We start from the raw sequence: 14,125 nt of genomic DNA on the forward strand, positions 1-14,125 counted from the left end.
CGCCAAGCCTCGGGCCGGATGGCCATCCAGCCCGAGGCTCAGTCGCTTCCATCGCACAAAATCATCCCTGTGCAGATACAAGGGGCAGTGCCAACCTTTCCGATTGAATTGATTGAATAAATCAATTCTTGCCAGTGACGGCCTCACCACGCGCCTGGCGCTCCAGCAGCCTGCCAGCCTCCGCCATCACATCAGTCGGCGCAACACGCCCCCCAGGTACCGCCAGGAGCGTCGACGCATAGGGCCCGCGTGGGCCGGTAAGACCTGGCTCGGTTGCCAGGAACACCGCGACCGTCGGCAGGCCGAAAGCGCTGGCGAGGTGGGTCAGCCCGGTGTCGGCGCCAATGACCAGCGTCGAGCGGCCGATGATGGCGGCGATGTCTGCCAGCGATGATTTGGGCACCACGAGCGTTGACGGCACAGCTTTCGCGATCGCTTCGGCCACGGCTTTTTCGCGGTCGTTCGACCAGGTGGTGACCGGCGTCAGGCCGCGCTCCACAAAGAGGCGGGCGGTTTCGATCCAGTCCTGGATGGGCCATTTCTTGTCTTCGCGGCTGGTTCCGTGCAGCAGGAAGGCGGTTTTTCCAGTGATGTCGGCCAGAGTGCCGGCCGGCGGCACAATGCCGGAGTCCAGCCTCGAAAGATCGGGCTGATAGCCGAGCGCCAGCCCGAACAGCCGTCGCGTCCGTTCGATGGCGTGCAGGTTGCGCGGCACGGCATAGGTGACGTCGTAGAACAGAGTTGCCGACGGTTCGCGCGCGCTGGAGCGGTCGAAGCCGGCAATCGGAGCGCCGGCTTGTCGCGCCACCAGGGCCGATTTCAGCAGGCCTTGCGCGTCGATGACCAGATCGTAGCGGCAATCGCGCAAGGTTCGGCGCAAGGCCGCCGCTTCGAACCAGGTGCCGCCGTCGAACAGCGCCTTGCGCCAGCGCCGGATCGCCACCGTGTGAATTCTGTCGATCGCCGGATGCAGCCCGACGATGCCGGCGAACGCCTCTTCGACGCACCAGTCGAAGGTCACGTCCGGCCGGTTAAGGCTGGTATCCTCGACAGCCGGAAAGGTATGGATGACATCGCCCATCGAGGATGTCTTGACGATGAGGACCTTCATGCCGCGGCCGGGATTTCCAGCAGGCGGCCCGCCGCCGCCGCGACCTGGCCGACTTCAAGCGTCTTCAGGCAGTTGAGGTGGCCGAGCGGACAGATTTTCTGGTGGCAGGGCGAGCACGACAGCCCAAGCCAGACCAGTTCACGGTGCTCGGCCAGCGGCGGCGTATTCTCGGGCGAGGTCGAGCCATAGACGGCCACGATCGGCGTGCCGACGGCAGCGGCGACATGCATCAGCCCGCTGTCGTTGGACACCGCCAGCCTTGCGGCAGCGATCAGGTCGATGGCGTCCTCCAGCCGCGTCTGGCCGGCGAGATCGACGACGCCAGGGGCGAGCGCGGCGATCTCCGCCGTCACGTCGCGGTCGTTCTTCGAGCCGAAAAGCGCGACCTTCAAGCCCTTTTCCATGAAATCGCGGGCAAGGCCGGCGTAGCTTTCGCTCGGCCAGCGCTTGGCCGGGCCGAATTCCGCACCAGGCATGAGTGCCGCGAATTTTTGCGGCGTCAGCCCGAAACGGTCGAGCAGGTCAACCTGGTTTTTCGTGTCAACGCTTAGTCGAGGCGCCCGAAAACTGCCGCCCTGGGCGAGGCCGAAATAGGCCTGCGCGGTGCGTCGTTTGAGGCTGTCGGGCAGCGGTACGATGTCGGTCAACAGACCATAGCGCATCTCGCGCAGATGACCGACACGGCGCGGAATGCGGGCAAAGAACGGGATCAGCGCCGACTTCCAACTGCCCGGCAGGATATAGGCCATGTCGTAGCGGCCGTGTAGCAGGCGGCCAAAGCGGCGACGATGGGTGAATTCGAGCGCACCGGGTTTGAGCGGAAAGTCGATCTGCTGGCGGATTTCGGGCATGCGCTTGACCAGCGGCGCGGCCCATGCCGGCGCCAGCACATCGATGGCGGCGTTGGGATGCAGCTCCTTCAGCGCCGAAAACAGGCACTGCGCCATCACCATGTCGCCCACCCAGCGTGGGCCGATCACGAGGATCGTTGGGCTTTCAGCCATTCGACATAGTCTCTGACGCCGGTTTCCACTGTCCGGAATTGGCCATTGTAACCGGCCGCGCGCAAACGTGACATATCAGCTTGCGTGAAGCTCTGGTAGCTGCCCTTGAGGTGATCGGGGAATTCGATGAACTCGATTTCGCCCTTGCCCAGCGTGTCGATCACCGTTTCGGCGATGGCGCGGAAGGGCTGGGCGCGGCCGGTGCCGCAATTGAAGATGCCGCTCAGCTCCCGCTTCCACAGCCACAGATTGACGTCGGCGACATCGCCGACATGGATGAAGTCGCGGCTTTGTTCGCCAGGCCCGAAGCCGTCATAGGCACCGAACAGTTTCGGGTTTTCGCCGCGTTCGACCTGGTTGAACAGATGGAACGCGACCGAGGCCATGGCGCCCTTGTGCGCTTCGCGCGGGCCGTAGACGTTGAAATAGCGCAGGCCCGCGACCTGCGAATGGTCGGTATCGAAGACCGTGCGCCCGGCGAACACCGTTCGCCTGACATAGTCGTCGAACAGCTTCTTGGAATAGGCGTAGGCGTTGAGCGGCCGCTCGAGCGCCGTATCCTCGCGAAACTCCGAGCCGCCGCCATAGACGGAAGCGGAGGAGGCGTAGAGGAAGGGCACGCGCAGCGCCTGGCTTGCATGCAGCAGCCGTTTCGAGAAGGCGTAATTCACCTCCATCATGAATTTGCCGTTCCACTCGGTGGTGGTCGAGCAGGCGCCCTGGTGGAAGACGGCCTCGATGCGGCCAAGCGAGCCGGCCTCCATGCGGGGCAGGAAATCATCCTTGTCGAGATAGTCGGCGATCCGCAAGTCAGCGATGTTGGCGATCTTGTGGCCGTCGGTGAGATCGTCGACGATAAGGATGTCGTCATGGCCTTCGGCATTCAGAGCGGCGACGATGTTGGAGCCGATCATGCCGGCGCCGCCCGTGACGATGATCATGTTGCTGGCCCTGATACGCGTTTCACTTGCCGATTCCGGCCCTTATAAGGGAGGTAGGGTGGGCTGTCGATAAAGCAGGCAGTGGAGCGGATGTCACAGTGGTGCCACAAAGCTTCCGCTTCAGTCGGTCTGTGCCGCTCGGCATGATCGTGAGGGACCAATAATGCCGTCGACCGAACTGCTCCTGGCGTTTTTCGCCACCACGGCGATCTTCGCCATCCCAGGCCCCGCTATGCTTTATGCCGCCGCGCAGACGATGGCACGCGGCCGCTGGTCCGGCCTCACTGCGGCACTTGGCATCCATCTGGGCGGTTACGTGCATGTTTTCGCCGCCGCCGCCGGTCTGTCGGTGCTGTTTCACGCCGTGCCGACGCTCTACATGGCGGTCAAGCTGGTCGGCGCGCTCTATCTGATCTGGCTCGGCGTCTCGCTGTTCCGCAAGCGTGCGGAGGGCGATACGGCGCTGCCCGCGATCGAGCGCAAATCCGCACGACGTGCCTTTTTCGAGAGCATCACCGTCGAGGTGCTCAATCCCAAGACCGCGATCTTCTTCATGGCGTTCCTGCCGCAGTTCATCGATGCTTCGGCGGCGTTTCCGGTCTGGCTGCAGTTCGTCGTGCTGGGCACGACAGTCAATTTGATGTTCTCGTCGGCCGATGTCGTCTGCGTGTTCCTGGCGGGTGCCGTGATCGGCCGCTTGCGGCGTTCAAGCCACGCACAGCGGCTGATGCAGCGGGCCGGCGGCGCGGTGCTGGTGGGGCTCGGTGTTCATGTCGCCTTGCAGAAGAGCTGACCGCCCGGGCCGTCCCGGTCATGCCCTGCCGTTGCGCTGCATGGAATTGCGGTATATCGGCTTCGCCGAGACCGACCGACCTCGCAATCCGAGCACTATGACCTCTGAGATCGACTTTTCCCGCGCGCCGCAGATGACATGATCAAGCACAATCCGCCTTCTCCCGAGCCCCTGCACCGCGCCATTGCGCGGTTCGGCCAGGCCACCGTGCTGGTGGTCGGCGACTTCATCCTCGACCGTTTCGTCAATGGCGTCATTGAGCGGATCTCGCCGGAAGCGCCGATCCCGGTGCTGCACGGGCGCGGCGAGACCTCAACGATGGGCGGCGCCGGCAATGTCGTGGCCAACATCGTTTCGCTCGGTGCCACCGCTGTTCCCGTTTCGGTAATCGGCACCGATGCGGCGGGCGACAGCCTGGTGCGGATGCTTGGCGAACTTGGCGCCGACACGGCCGGCCTGGCGCAGGAGCGCGGCCGCATGACCTCGTCGAAGAGCCGCTTCAGCGCGCTCAACCAGCAGGTGCTGCGCTTCGACGAGGAGGAGGTCAAGCCGCTGGGTGCCGCGGAGCGCGCCGGCCTGATACGGCATTTCCGCACCGCACTGACGCATGCCGACATCGTCATCCTGTCCGATTACGGCAAGGGCATCCTGCTCGACGGTGTCGCCGCCGACCTGATCGCCATCTGCCGCGAGGCGGGAAAGCCGGTGCTGGTCGACCCAAAAGGTCGCGACTATGCGCGCTATGCCGGGGCCACCGCCATCACCCCCAACCGCAAGGAACTTGGCGAGGCTGTCGGCCATGCGGTGTTCGCCGATGACGAGATCGTCGGCGCAGCACGCCAACTGATTTCGGCGCACGGCTTCGACTTCGTCGTCGCGACGCGCAGCGAAAAGGGCATGAGCGTGGTCGGACCGGCAGAGGCGCGCCACATCGCGACCCAGGCGCGGGAAGTGTTCGACGTTTCGGGCGCAGGCGACACGGTGATCGCGAGCTTCGCGCTGGCGTTGGCCGTAGGCGCCGATACCGTCATGGCCGCCTCGATCGCCAATGCCGCCGGCGGCGTCGTGGTCGGAAAACGCGGCACTGCCCGGCTGACGGTCGAGGAACTCACCGGCGCGCTGTTCCGCTCGCATGGACCGACCGCCCACAAGGACGCCATCCTCGATGCCACATCGGCCGCACGCATGGTCGCGGCGTGGAAGGAAGAGGGCCTGAGCGTCGGCTTCACCAATGGCTGTTTCGACATCCTGCATGCCGGCCATGTCAGCCTCTTGCATGCGGCGCGCAGCCAGTGCGACCGGCTGGTGCTCGGCCTCAACAGCGATGCCTCGGTGCGGCGCCTGAAGGGCGCCGGCCGTCCGGTCAACGACCAGCACGACCGCGCCTGCGTGCTCGCGGCCCTTGCCTCGGTCGATGCGGTCGTGGTGTTCGAGGAGGATACGCCGCTGGCGCTGATCGAAGCGCTGCTGCCCGACATACTGGTCAAGGGCGCCGATTACACGGTCGACACCGTGGTTGGCGCCGATGTGGTGCGGAAAGCCGGCGGACGGGTCGTGCTGGTCGATCTCGTCGCCGGCAAGAGCACCACCGGCACCATTGGCAAATTGCGTGCCGGCGGCACCACCAACTGAGGTTTTCATGTCCGATCTGAACGATTACCTGGTCCGCTCTGCGGCTGCCATATCAGCCATGGTCGAGCGCGACCTCACCAGCGAGATGGAGCGGGCGGCGAGCGCTGTCGTGACGGCGCTTTCGTCGGGGAAAGCCTTGCTGATCGCTGGCAATGGCGGCTCGGCCAGCGATGCCATCCACATTGCCGGCGAACTGGTCGGCCGCTTCCTCAAGGAGCGTAAGGCCTACAATGTCATCGCGCTGCCGGCCAACGCCGCGGTGCTGACCGCCTGGGGCAACGACTATGGTTTCGACACGGTGTTTTCGCGCCAGGTCGAGGCGCATGGCGCTGCCGGCGGCGTGCTGCTGGCAATCTCGACCAGCGGCAATTCACCGAGCATCCTCGCCGCCGCCGAACAGGCGCGAATGATGGACATGACGGTGATCAGCCTGACCGGCGACACCGGCGGCAAGCTGAAGCCGCTCACGGACATTCTCCTCAACGTGCCGTCGACCTCGACGCCGATCATCCAGCAGGGGCATCTGTGCCTCTATCATCATCTGTGCGAGGTCGTCGAAGCGCGCCTCAGCAATGGCTGATCCCAAGACGTCCGGCCGCTATCCGCTGGCGGAACCCGGCCTATGGGTCGAGCGGGTCGGCTCGAGGGTGTTTTCCGCCGGCACACCGGCGCTGTTCCTCGACCGCGACGGCACCATCAATCTCGATACCGGTTATCCTGACGATCCGGGCGAAATAGTACTGCGCGAGGATATCGCCGCGGTGATCGCTGCCGCTAACCGGGCAGGCATTCCCGTCATCATCGTCACCAACCAGTCGGGCATCGCGCGCGGCTATTACGGCTGGGCCGATTTCGCCGCCGTCAATGGCCGCGTGCTCGAGCTGCTGCGCGCCGACGATGCGTTCGTGGATATGGTCCTCGCCTGCGCCTATCACGAGGCGGGCTCCGGCCCGCTCGCGATCGCCGATCATCCGATGCGCAAGCCCAATCCGGGCATGCTGCTGGAGGCGGCTAAACGCCTCGGGCTCGATCTGCGGCGTTCGCTGATCGTCGGCGACAAGCCGGCCGACATGGAGGCGGGACAGCGCGCCGGCCTCTCGCGGGGCTGGCTGGTCGACGGGCAAGCGGCTGTTCAACCGGGCTTCACCGTCAGGCCCTTGCGCGACCGCGAGGATTTCGACGGCCTGCTCACCGGGATAGCGGCACTTGGCGCCGTGTCGGACCAGCCGTGACGGCTCACACCGGATCGTTGTCTCGCCAGGCTTCATAAAGCTTGGCCTCGGTGGCGAACGAATACACCATCACCATCATTGAATAGACGAAGCCGTGCCGGCCGCACAGGAAGTAGCGCTTGGCCAGGTAGAATTTCAGGAAGTTGCCGAGCGGCGACAGCACCAGTTTCACAAGGCCGGGCTTCTTGCCTCTTTCGAGCAGCGTGGCAACCTTGAGACCGGAATAGGTGTTGGCCCTTGCCAGGTCCTCCGCGACGGTCATTTCGCGGCGATGCAGCAGCACGCCATTTTCAATCGTGCCGGTTTCGCCCGGCACCTCGAACGATTCGTGGACCCGCAAGTTGAGGTCCATGGTGGCCTTGTCGCGGCGGAAAAGACGCAGCAGCCTGTTGTGCAGCACCCAGCGGTGCGCATAGCCATAGCCTTTCAGCTTGTCGCGGCGTCTTATGTACCATCCGTCGATGGCGTCATTGCGAGGCTGCGTCACGTCCCTGATCGACTGCCTGAGCAGATCGTCGATGGCCTCATCGGCTTCAATCGAAAGGCACCATGGCCGCGTGGCCTGATCGAGCGCGAATTGCCGCTGGCGTGGAAAACCCGGCCAATCGTTGTGAAACAGCCTTATCGGGTAGCCCTTGGCGATGAACTCCTGGATGACATCCAGGGTGCTGTCCGTCGAGCCTGAATCGACGACGATGATCTCGGCGCAGAAGTCGACGCTTTCCAGGCACTGGCCGATCATGTCGGCTTCGTTCATGCAGATGATGAGCGCCGAAACCGGGCTAGCAAATCGAGTCATGGTCGCACCCCCGCGGCACACTGTCCTCGGAATTCGCGCTGCTTGCGCCATTTTTTTTACGCAATTCCCGACGGAAAACCGTTACACACTTTTCCTGGAATTGCTCTAGGAAACCAACAGGGCGGGCCATGGCAGAACGATCCGGCTTTCTACACGAGAGCCTATCGAATGCCAAAGCGGCCCTGATATGGCGAAGCCGGGAATTCGCATCGCCATTCGACCGGCTCAAGCCTGTGCGAACGAGACCAGCCCTTCATCCTTGACGCGGCGGATTGTGAGCGCGGTACGCACCGTGTCGACATTGGGGGCCGAGGTCAGCTCCTCGATGACGAAGGTCTGGAAGGCGCCGAGGTCGCTCGCCACGCAATGCAGCAGGAAATCGGATTCGCCCGACACCATCCAGGCGTCGCGCACGATCGGCCAGCCTCGGGTACGCTCGGCAAAGGTGCGCAGTTCGGCGTCGGCCTGGTGATGCAGGCCGATCAGGCAGAAGGCGACGACATCGAGGCCTAGCGCCGGCGCGTTGAGCAAAGCGCGGTAGCCGCGGATGATGCCGGCTTCCTCCAGCCGCTTGACGCGGCGCAGGCATGGCGGCGCCGAAATGCCAACGCGGGTCGACAGTTCGACATTGGTCATGCGACCGTCGCCCTGCAATTCGCGCAGGATCTTCCAGTCGATGGCGTCGAGATCGGCCTTGAGTGGCATGAGAGCTCTCGAGAAGTCAGCGGCAACGCGCAAGAATCTTGCGTGATTTTGTAATTAAACGACTTCGCTGTCCATTCCATCCCTCGCCCCGGAATATTTCGCAGGATCAAGCGGGGGGAAGGGTGCGACAAAGCTTTCCGGGGACGAACGCCAACTTGCCTTGCTGGCGTCGTGGGCAACACTTACATTACGCGCGATAGCGACGAGTTTTCCATGCCGCAATTGCCGGCGGCCCCTCCACAGAGGCTTTAGATGACCACCAAGCACGCGCCCGTTCTCATCATCGGTTCCGGCCCGGCCGGCTATACGGCGGCGGTCTACGCCGCCCGCGCCATGCTGAAGCCGATGCTGGTCGCTGGCCTGCAGCAGGGCGGCCAGCTGATGATCACCACCGATGTCGAGAACTATCCCGGCTTCGCCGACCCCATCCAGGGTCCGTGGCTGATGGAGCAGATGCTGAAGCAGGCCGAGCATGTCGGCACCGACGTCATCAACGACATCATCACCGAGGTCGACCTCAACGTGCGGCCGTTCCGGGCCAAGGGCGATTCCGGCACCACCTACACCGCCGACGCGCTGATCATCGCCACCGGCGCGCAGGCCAAGTGGCTTGGCATCTCGACCGAACAGACCTTCATGGGTTTCGGCGTCTCGGCCTGCGCCACCTGCGACGGTTTCTTCTATCGCGGCAAGGATGTCGCGGTGATCGGTGGCGGCAATTCGGCGGTGGAAGAGGCGCTCTACCTGTCCAACCTCGCCAAGAGCGTGACCGTCATCCATCGGCGCAGCGATTTTCGAGCCGAACGCATCCTGCGCGAGCGGCTCTTGAAGAAGGACAATGTCCGCGTCATCTGGGACACGATCGTCGACGAGATCACCGGCCGTCCCGGCAAGACGCCGCTGCCGCCTTCGGTCGAAGGGCTGAAGCTCAAGCATGCGGTGACCGGCCAAGAAACGCACCTCAAGGTCGACGGCGTGTTCGTGGCGATCGGTCACGCACCGGCGGTCGAGCTGTTCGCCGGCAAGCTGAAGCAGAAGCCGAACGGCTATCTGTGGACGGCGCCGGATTCGACCCGCACCGACGTGCCCGGCGTGTTCGCGGCCGGCGACGTCACCGACGACATCTACCGCCAGGCGGTGACGGCGGCGGGGCTCGGCTGCATGGCCGCACTCGAGGCGGAGAAGTATCTGGCTGGTATCGAAGTGCACCGCGAAGCGGCCGAGTAGAGAGTTCAGAAAGCGGCTTGGAAACGCCGTGTAAAAGCCTGATTTTTCATTCAGACGCCAAAACAGAACGAGGGGAATCATGGCGTTGGACTGGGACAAGCTACGCGTGTTTCACGCTGCGGCGGAGGCAGGGTCTTTTACCCATGCGGCCGAGACACTGCATCTGTCGCAATCGGCGATCTCGCGGCAGGTCAGCGCGCTCGAGCATGACGTCGGCGTGCCGCTGTTCAACCGCCATGCCCGCGGGCTGGTGCTGACCGAGCAGGGCGAGATGCTGTTCCGCACGGCGCATGACGTGCTGATGAAGCTGGAGACCATCAAGTCACGGCTGACCGAGACCAAGGACCGCCCCTCCGGCGTGCTCAGGGTGACGACGACGGTGGGACTGGGCGCCGGCTGGCTGACCGAGCGGGTACAGGAGTTCATCGAGCTCTATCCCGAAATCAGCCTGCAGCTGATCCTCGCCAACGAGGAACTCGACCTCACCATGCGCCAGGCCGATTGCGCCATTCGGCTGCGCCAGCCGCAGCAGCCGGACCTGATCCAGCGCCGCCTGTTCACCGTGCATTTCCATCTTTACGCGGCGCCTTCCTATGTCGCCAAGCACGGCAAGCCGGCTTCGGTCGCCGAGCTGAAGGCCCATCGCATCGTCACCTTCGGCGTGCCGGTGCCCGCGCATCTGTCGGAGCTGAACTGGCTGGAAACGGTCGGCGATTTCGAAGGCGGACAAAGGGTGCCGACGCTGCAGATCAACGACATATTGTCGATCAAGCGCGCGGTGGAGGGTGGTGCCGGCATCGCCATGCTGCCCGACTACGTGATCAGCAAGGACTCCGACCTGGTGCAGTTGCTGCCGGAAACCGAGGTGCCGTCCTTCGACACCTATTTCGCCTATCCCGACGCGATGAAGAACCAGGCCAAGCTGCACGTCTTTCGCGACTTCATCATTGCCAAGGCCCGAAGCTGGTCCTTCTGAGGGGCATATCGATATTCAGGTGATGCCGGCCTGCGAACGAGGGCTTCCTGCGCTTCCGGTACTCACGGACCCAAATGTCCGCTCCGTTCCGGTTCTCGGAATCCCCCGCTCTCGGCTCGGCCTAACCTGAATCTCAACATGCCCCATGTGGCTCTGCTTTGACCTAATTTAGCTCCCGCCAGGGCGTCAGCCGAGGCAGCCAGCCCGGGACATTGCGGCGGTAGGTCTCGTATTCGGCGCCGTAGCGGCGGGCCAATGTCGGCTCCTCGTAGAGCCGCACGAAGGAGCCCATGGCGATCGCGCCGATGACGGCATAGGCGACCAGAATCCAGCTCGAGAACAGCAGTGCCTGGCCGAGGATGATCGACAGCACGGCGACATACATCGGGTTGCGGACATGGCGGTAGATGCCGCCGATCACCAGTCTCTCGGTCGGCGCGACCGGAGCGGGCGTGCCCAGGCCTTCGAGCGCAAAGCGGCCGAACGCATGCAGGAGTGCTGCGATCGCGGCGACGATCAGAAGCCCGCCAGCGGAGACAAAGCCCGGCAGGTTCGACCACGGCAAGCCCCAGCGGTGGGTCAACAGCCAAGGCACCAGCCCGGCAACCACGCCGGGGACTGCAATGAAGAAGGCCGCACTGCCGGCGATCGCCGAAAACGTCCGCATTGGCTGCCTCCTCTCCAATTGCCTTAGAAATGAACGCCCGCTGCCCGCTTCCACGCCATTACGCAGTTTTGGCATTTCGAGCCGAGAACCAGCGACGATTGGGATTCTGTAGTGGCAATCGCCCAGTTCATGGCTCCATTTGGACGATTTTGCTGGTCCTATTGGCTTCTGGAACGGGTTAGACCACAGCCTGTGTCTTTTTGCATGCGTGTGTTGCAAAATAGATGCTTGTTTCTTGGGCATGATGAGCACATATATAGATCATCTCCTGGGCGCGTTCTCCTCCCATTAGCGCCCTTGAGTGTTCCCCTCTGGAGGTTAGCCTTAACAGGCACTTCCAATCAAACTCAGCCGGATCTTCGTTGATCCGGCTTTTTTGTTGCCTGTTCCCTGCTGGGCTGGCCAAAAAATCCATCACAATTGCCACGTAACAGTGACATGTAACCTCTGGTAACATATCGCGGACGCCCGCGACCTGCTACGCCGATCATAGGACGCGGTGTGGTTCGGACGGGAGATGGGGGCATCACTCGGACGGCCCGGGCTCAGGCGGCTACCGCGTCCGAACCGTTTCTTCCGCCGACGTTCGGCGGCACCAAATGCGGCGGACCTCCGTTACCTCCCAAGGAAACGGTCCGCAAACAAAACGACGCCCGGTCCCCGCCGGGCGTCGTTTCTTTTTTGCCCCTCGAACCGGGTTCGAGGGGCGTGTGACGGTGCTATGGGTCAGGCAGCCTTGCCGTTGGTGTTCATCGCCTCGTCGGCCAGACGGCCGGTGAGTTCGGCCATGTGGTCGAAGACGGCACGGTAGCTGGCGACGCCCGAAGTTGCAGAGCGCAGTTCGATGATCAGGTCGCCGATCTCGGCCTGCGGCATGGTTGCCTCGACGACATCCCAACCAGGCCAGCCCGGCCTTGCGTCGTAACCAAGGATCTGGCCGCGCCGCTGCGGGATGAGCGCGATGATCTTCGAGGTGGCATCGGACGGCGTGACGATCTCGACCTTCATCACAGGTTCCAGCAGCACCGGCGAACAGGCGGCCATGCCTTCCCTCATCGCCAGCTTGGCCGCCATCTGGAAGGCCATGTCGGAGGAATCCACCGCGTGATACGAGCCGTCCGACAGGTTGACGGCGACATCGACGACGGGAAAGCCGAGCGGCCCGGACTTCAGATAATCGCGCACACCGGTTTCGACCGACTGGATGTAGGTCTTCGGCACGACGCCGCCGGTAATGGTGTCGGTGAACTGGAAACCGGAGCCGCGCGGCAGCGGCTTGATCTCGATCACCACGTCGCCGAACTGGCCATGGCCGCCGGACTGCTTCTTGTGACGGCCGCGCTGCTGCACCGGTTTGCGGATCGTCTCGCGATAGGGCACCGCCGGCGCATGGCCTTCGACCGGTATCTGGTTCTTGCCTTCCAGCCGCTCGCGCACGACCCGTAGATGCATCTCGCCATGACCCGACAGCACGGTCTCGGCCGAGTCCTGGTTGTGGCGCAGGCTGAGCGAGGGATCTTCCTCGGCCAGCCGCTGGATGGCGGCCGACATCTTCACTTCGTCCTTGCGTTCCTTGGGGCGCAGCGCGAAGGCGAAGACCGGCTGCGGAGGCTCGAGCTGGATCAGCGGCTTGATGCCGCCCTTGGTCGAACTCAGCGTCTGGCCGGTCTTGACCTCGTCCAGCTTGCCCAGCGCCACCGTGTCGCCGGCCTTGGCGATGGTCAGCTTGACCTGGTCCTTGCCGAGCATTCGGTAAATGCCGGAGACCTTGGCCGTATCGCCGCTGGGCAGCCAAAGTTCGGAGCCGTCGACGACCTGGCCGGAGAGGATGCGCGACACCGACAGTTTGCCGCCATGCGGCGTGTGGATGGTCTTGATCACCTGGACCAGGGTGGCCGCGCCGTCGGCTGCGCCGAGCCGCTTGCGGGTCGCCTCGATGTCGGGTGCGTCGTGGCGGATCGCCTTCAAGAGGCGCAGCACGCCGTTGCCTTTCTCGGCGGTGCCGATCAGCACCGGCGTCACCGCGCCATCGCGCAGATCGGCGGCAAGGTCGTCGAAGACGGCATCCTTGGGCGGCTCGATTTCTTCGAGCAGCTGTTCCAGCAGCTGGTCATCATGGTCGGCCAGCGTCTCCAGCATGGAGAAGCGTGCCTCGAGCTCGCGCGCTTTGTCGTCGCCCGGTATCTGGGCCACTTCGCTCTCGGCATATTCGCGATAGATGTAGGCACGCTCCAGCGCCAGGTCGATCGAACCGATTACGACGCCGTCCTTGCGCAACGGAATCTGGCGCAGCAGCAACGGCACCGAGCTTGCCGGCTGCAGCATCTTCAGCGTGTCGCGCACACCGGTGATTGCCTTGTCGACCTTGTTGAGAAACAGGATGCGCGGCACGCCGAGATCGTCGAGCTTGCGCATGATCAACTGCAGGGCAGGGATCTTCTTTTCGTCGGCCTCGGCAACGACCACAGCAAGGTCGCAGGCTGCCAGCACCGGCTCGGCCTCGAAGGAGAATTCGATGGAGCCGGGACAATCGACGAAGGTAATCTGCTCGCCCATGAATTCGGTGGTGGCGATTGTCGCCTCGACGCTCATGGCATGAGCCCGCGCCTCGGGCGAATAATCTGAAACGGTATTGCCTGATGAAACGGGATTTTGTCGGGGAATTGAGCCCGTACGGGCCAAAATGGCTTCGAGAAGTGTCGTCTTACCGCTTGCGAAGGGACCGACTATGGCAATGCATTTCGGTCCCGTGCGTCGTCCTCCGGCGCGAGTACCCATGACTGACCTCCACTCAGGCGTTTCCCGTAGGACCGACTGGCATTCATGGTTCAGGCGTGGTCAATCGGTCCTGGAGCGGCGGCCGGCCTGTTCGACCGTCGCGGGCGGTTCTTTTCGTTTCGCTACCTGCCCAAAGCCATCGTCCCACTTGTTTGCCGGCAGGGCAAGAAAAATAGAAATCCGGCACTCGGCCGCGGACACGCGCTGCTCGGACGCTGGGCGTCTGGCGGTCGAACACTGTTGCACGTTGGCCGATATCG

General features: G+C 63.7%; 13 protein-coding genes. 6 read left to right on the forward strand and 7 right to left on the reverse strand.

All coding sequences use genetic code 11. The features are described 5' to 3' along the window. Positions 1 to 121 precede the first annotated feature (121 nt). The 3 genes from waaC to rfaD are packed head-to-tail and all read right to left on the reverse strand — an operon-like array spanning position 122 to position 3,056. Positions 122 to 1,111 (reverse strand): lipopolysaccharide heptosyltransferase I, encoded by a 990-nt coding sequence (gene waaC / locus NKH03_RS28900; RefSeq protein ID WP_352972239.1) that lies wholly within the window; start codon positions 1,109 to 1,111, stop codon positions 122 to 124. Beyond that, a complete protein-coding gene (waaF, locus tag NKH03_RS28905) occupies positions 1,108 to 2,115 on the reverse strand; it encodes a lipopolysaccharide heptosyltransferase II (protein WP_352972241.1) in 1,008 nt (335 codons plus the stop codon). The genes waaC and waaF overlap by 4 nt, the downstream gene beginning before the upstream one ends. Further along, positions 2,088 to 3,056, reverse strand: a complete 969-nt coding sequence (gene rfaD, locus NKH03_RS28910) for an ADP-glyceromanno-heptose 6-epimerase (RefSeq protein ID WP_352972242.1) — start codon at positions 3,054 to 3,056, stop codon at positions 2,088 to 2,090. The genes waaF and rfaD overlap by 28 nt, the downstream gene beginning before the upstream one ends. Before the next feature lie 163 nt (positions 3,057 to 3,219). Between rfaD and NKH03_RS28915 the strand changes: the two genes are divergently transcribed. The 4 genes from NKH03_RS28915 (at position 3,220) to NKH03_RS28930 (ending at position 6,713) form a co-directional block, all read left to right on the forward strand. After that, a complete protein-coding gene (locus NKH03_RS28915; protein ID WP_352972244.1) occupies positions 3,220 to 3,849 on the forward strand; it encodes a LysE family translocator in 630 nt (209 codons plus the stop codon). A gap of 138 nt (positions 3,850 to 3,987) precedes the next feature. Beyond that, positions 3,988 to 5,481 (forward strand): D-glycero-beta-D-manno-heptose-7-phosphate kinase, encoded by a 1,494-nt coding sequence (rfaE1, locus tag NKH03_RS28920; RefSeq protein ID WP_352972245.1) that lies wholly within the window; start codon positions 3,988 to 3,990, stop codon positions 5,479 to 5,481. Positions 5,482 to 5,488: 7 nt separating this feature from the next. Next, positions 5,489 to 6,061, forward strand: coding sequence for a D-sedoheptulose-7-phosphate isomerase (locus NKH03_RS28925; protein WP_352972246.1), 573 nt, complete (start codon positions 5,489 to 5,491; stop codon positions 6,059 to 6,061). Then, complete coding sequence (locus NKH03_RS28930; RefSeq protein ID WP_352972248.1) at positions 6,054 to 6,713, forward strand: HAD family hydrolase; 660 nt, start codon at positions 6,054 to 6,056, stop codon at positions 6,711 to 6,713. Before NKH03_RS28925 ends, NKH03_RS28930 begins: the two co-directional genes overlap by 8 nt. A gap of 4 nt (positions 6,714 to 6,717) precedes the next feature. Here the strand turns inward: NKH03_RS28930 and NKH03_RS28935 are convergent, their stop codons facing one another. Further along, the gene (locus NKH03_RS28935; protein ID WP_352972250.1) at positions 6,718 to 7,512 is read right to left on the reverse strand and encodes a glycosyltransferase family 2 protein; all 795 of its coding nucleotides are present in this window, start codon (positions 7,510 to 7,512) and stop codon (positions 6,718 to 6,720) included. Positions 7,513 to 7,737: 225 nt separating this feature from the next. Continuing rightward, positions 7,738 to 8,217 carry an Lrp/AsnC family transcriptional regulator gene (locus NKH03_RS28940; protein WP_352972252.1) on the reverse strand — a complete coding sequence of 160 codons (480 nt, stop codon included), beginning with the start codon at positions 8,215 to 8,217 and terminating at the stop codon, positions 7,738 to 7,740. A 252-nt stretch (positions 8,218 to 8,469) separates the two neighbouring features. Between NKH03_RS28940 and trxB the strand changes: the two genes are divergently transcribed. Continuing rightward, a complete protein-coding gene (trxB, locus tag NKH03_RS28945) occupies positions 8,470 to 9,444 on the forward strand; it encodes a thioredoxin-disulfide reductase (protein ID WP_352972253.1) in 975 nt (324 codons plus the stop codon). Between the two features lie 79 nt (positions 9,445 to 9,523). Beyond that, on the forward strand, positions 9,524 to 10,420 hold the full coding sequence (locus NKH03_RS28950) for a LysR family transcriptional regulator (RefSeq protein WP_352863788.1): 897 nt from the start codon (positions 9,524 to 9,526) through the stop codon (positions 10,418 to 10,420). 163 nt (positions 10,421 to 10,583) lie between these two features. Here NKH03_RS28950 and NKH03_RS28955 read toward each other — a convergent pair whose 3' ends face one another. Both NKH03_RS28955 and NKH03_RS28960 read right to left on the reverse strand, forming a co-directional pair. Beyond that, a complete protein-coding gene (locus NKH03_RS28955) occupies positions 10,584 to 11,087 on the reverse strand; it encodes a methyltransferase family protein (RefSeq protein WP_352972254.1) in 504 nt (167 codons plus the stop codon). Positions 11,088 to 11,813: 726 nt separating this feature from the next. Continuing rightward, positions 11,814 to 13,865: an elongation factor G gene (locus NKH03_RS28960; RefSeq protein ID WP_352972255.1), complete on the reverse strand. Its 2,052-nt coding sequence runs from the start codon at positions 13,863 to 13,865 to the stop codon at positions 11,814 to 11,816. Positions 13,866 to 14,125: the final 260 nt, after the last annotated feature.

Source organism: Mesorhizobium sp. M1406 (assembly GCF_040317555.1).
Lineage (GTDB): Bacteria > Pseudomonadota > Alphaproteobacteria > Rhizobiales > Rhizobiaceae > Mesorhizobium.

Excerpts from the sequence above, each read along its gene's own strand:
- waaF (WP_352972241.1), bottom strand. The coding sequence starts at position 2,115 with ATGGCTGAAAGCCCAACGATCCTCGTGATCGGCCCACGCTGGGTGGGC.
- NKH03_RS28925 (WP_352972246.1), top strand. The coding sequence starts at position 5,489 with ATGTCCGATCTGAACGATTACCTGGTCCGCTCTGCGGCTGCCATATCA.
- NKH03_RS28960 (WP_352972255.1), bottom strand. The coding sequence starts at position 13,865 with ATGGGTACTCGCGCCGGAGGACGACGCACGGGACCGAAATGCATTGCC.
- NKH03_RS28930 (WP_352972248.1), top strand. The coding sequence starts at position 6,054 with ATGGCTGATCCCAAGACGTCCGGCCGCTATCCGCTGGCGGAACCCGGC.
- waaC (WP_352972239.1), bottom strand. The coding sequence starts at position 1,111 with ATGAAGGTCCTCATCGTCAAGACATCCTCGATGGGCGATGTCATCCAT.
- NKH03_RS28940 (WP_352972252.1), bottom strand. The coding sequence starts at position 8,217 with ATGCCACTCAAGGCCGATCTCGACGCCATCGACTGGAAGATCCTGCGC.
- rfaE1 (WP_352972245.1), top strand. The coding sequence starts at position 3,988 with ATGATCAAGCACAATCCGCCTTCTCCCGAGCCCCTGCACCGCGCCATT.
- NKH03_RS28950 (WP_352863788.1), top strand. The coding sequence starts at position 9,524 with ATGGCGTTGGACTGGGACAAGCTACGCGTGTTTCACGCTGCGGCGGAG.
- NKH03_RS28935 (WP_352972250.1), bottom strand. The coding sequence starts at position 7,512 with ATGACTCGATTTGCTAGCCCGGTTTCGGCGCTCATCATCTGCATGAAC.
- trxB (WP_352972253.1), top strand. The coding sequence starts at position 8,470 with ATGACCACCAAGCACGCGCCCGTTCTCATCATCGGTTCCGGCCCGGCC.
- rfaD (WP_352972242.1), bottom strand. The coding sequence starts at position 3,056 with ATGATCATCGTCACGGGCGGCGCCGGCATGATCGGCTCCAACATCGTC.
- NKH03_RS28915 (WP_352972244.1), top strand. The coding sequence starts at position 3,220 with ATGCCGTCGACCGAACTGCTCCTGGCGTTTTTCGCCACCACGGCGATC.
- NKH03_RS28955 (WP_352972254.1), bottom strand. The coding sequence starts at position 11,087 with ATGCGGACGTTTTCGGCGATCGCCGGCAGTGCGGCCTTCTTCATTGCA.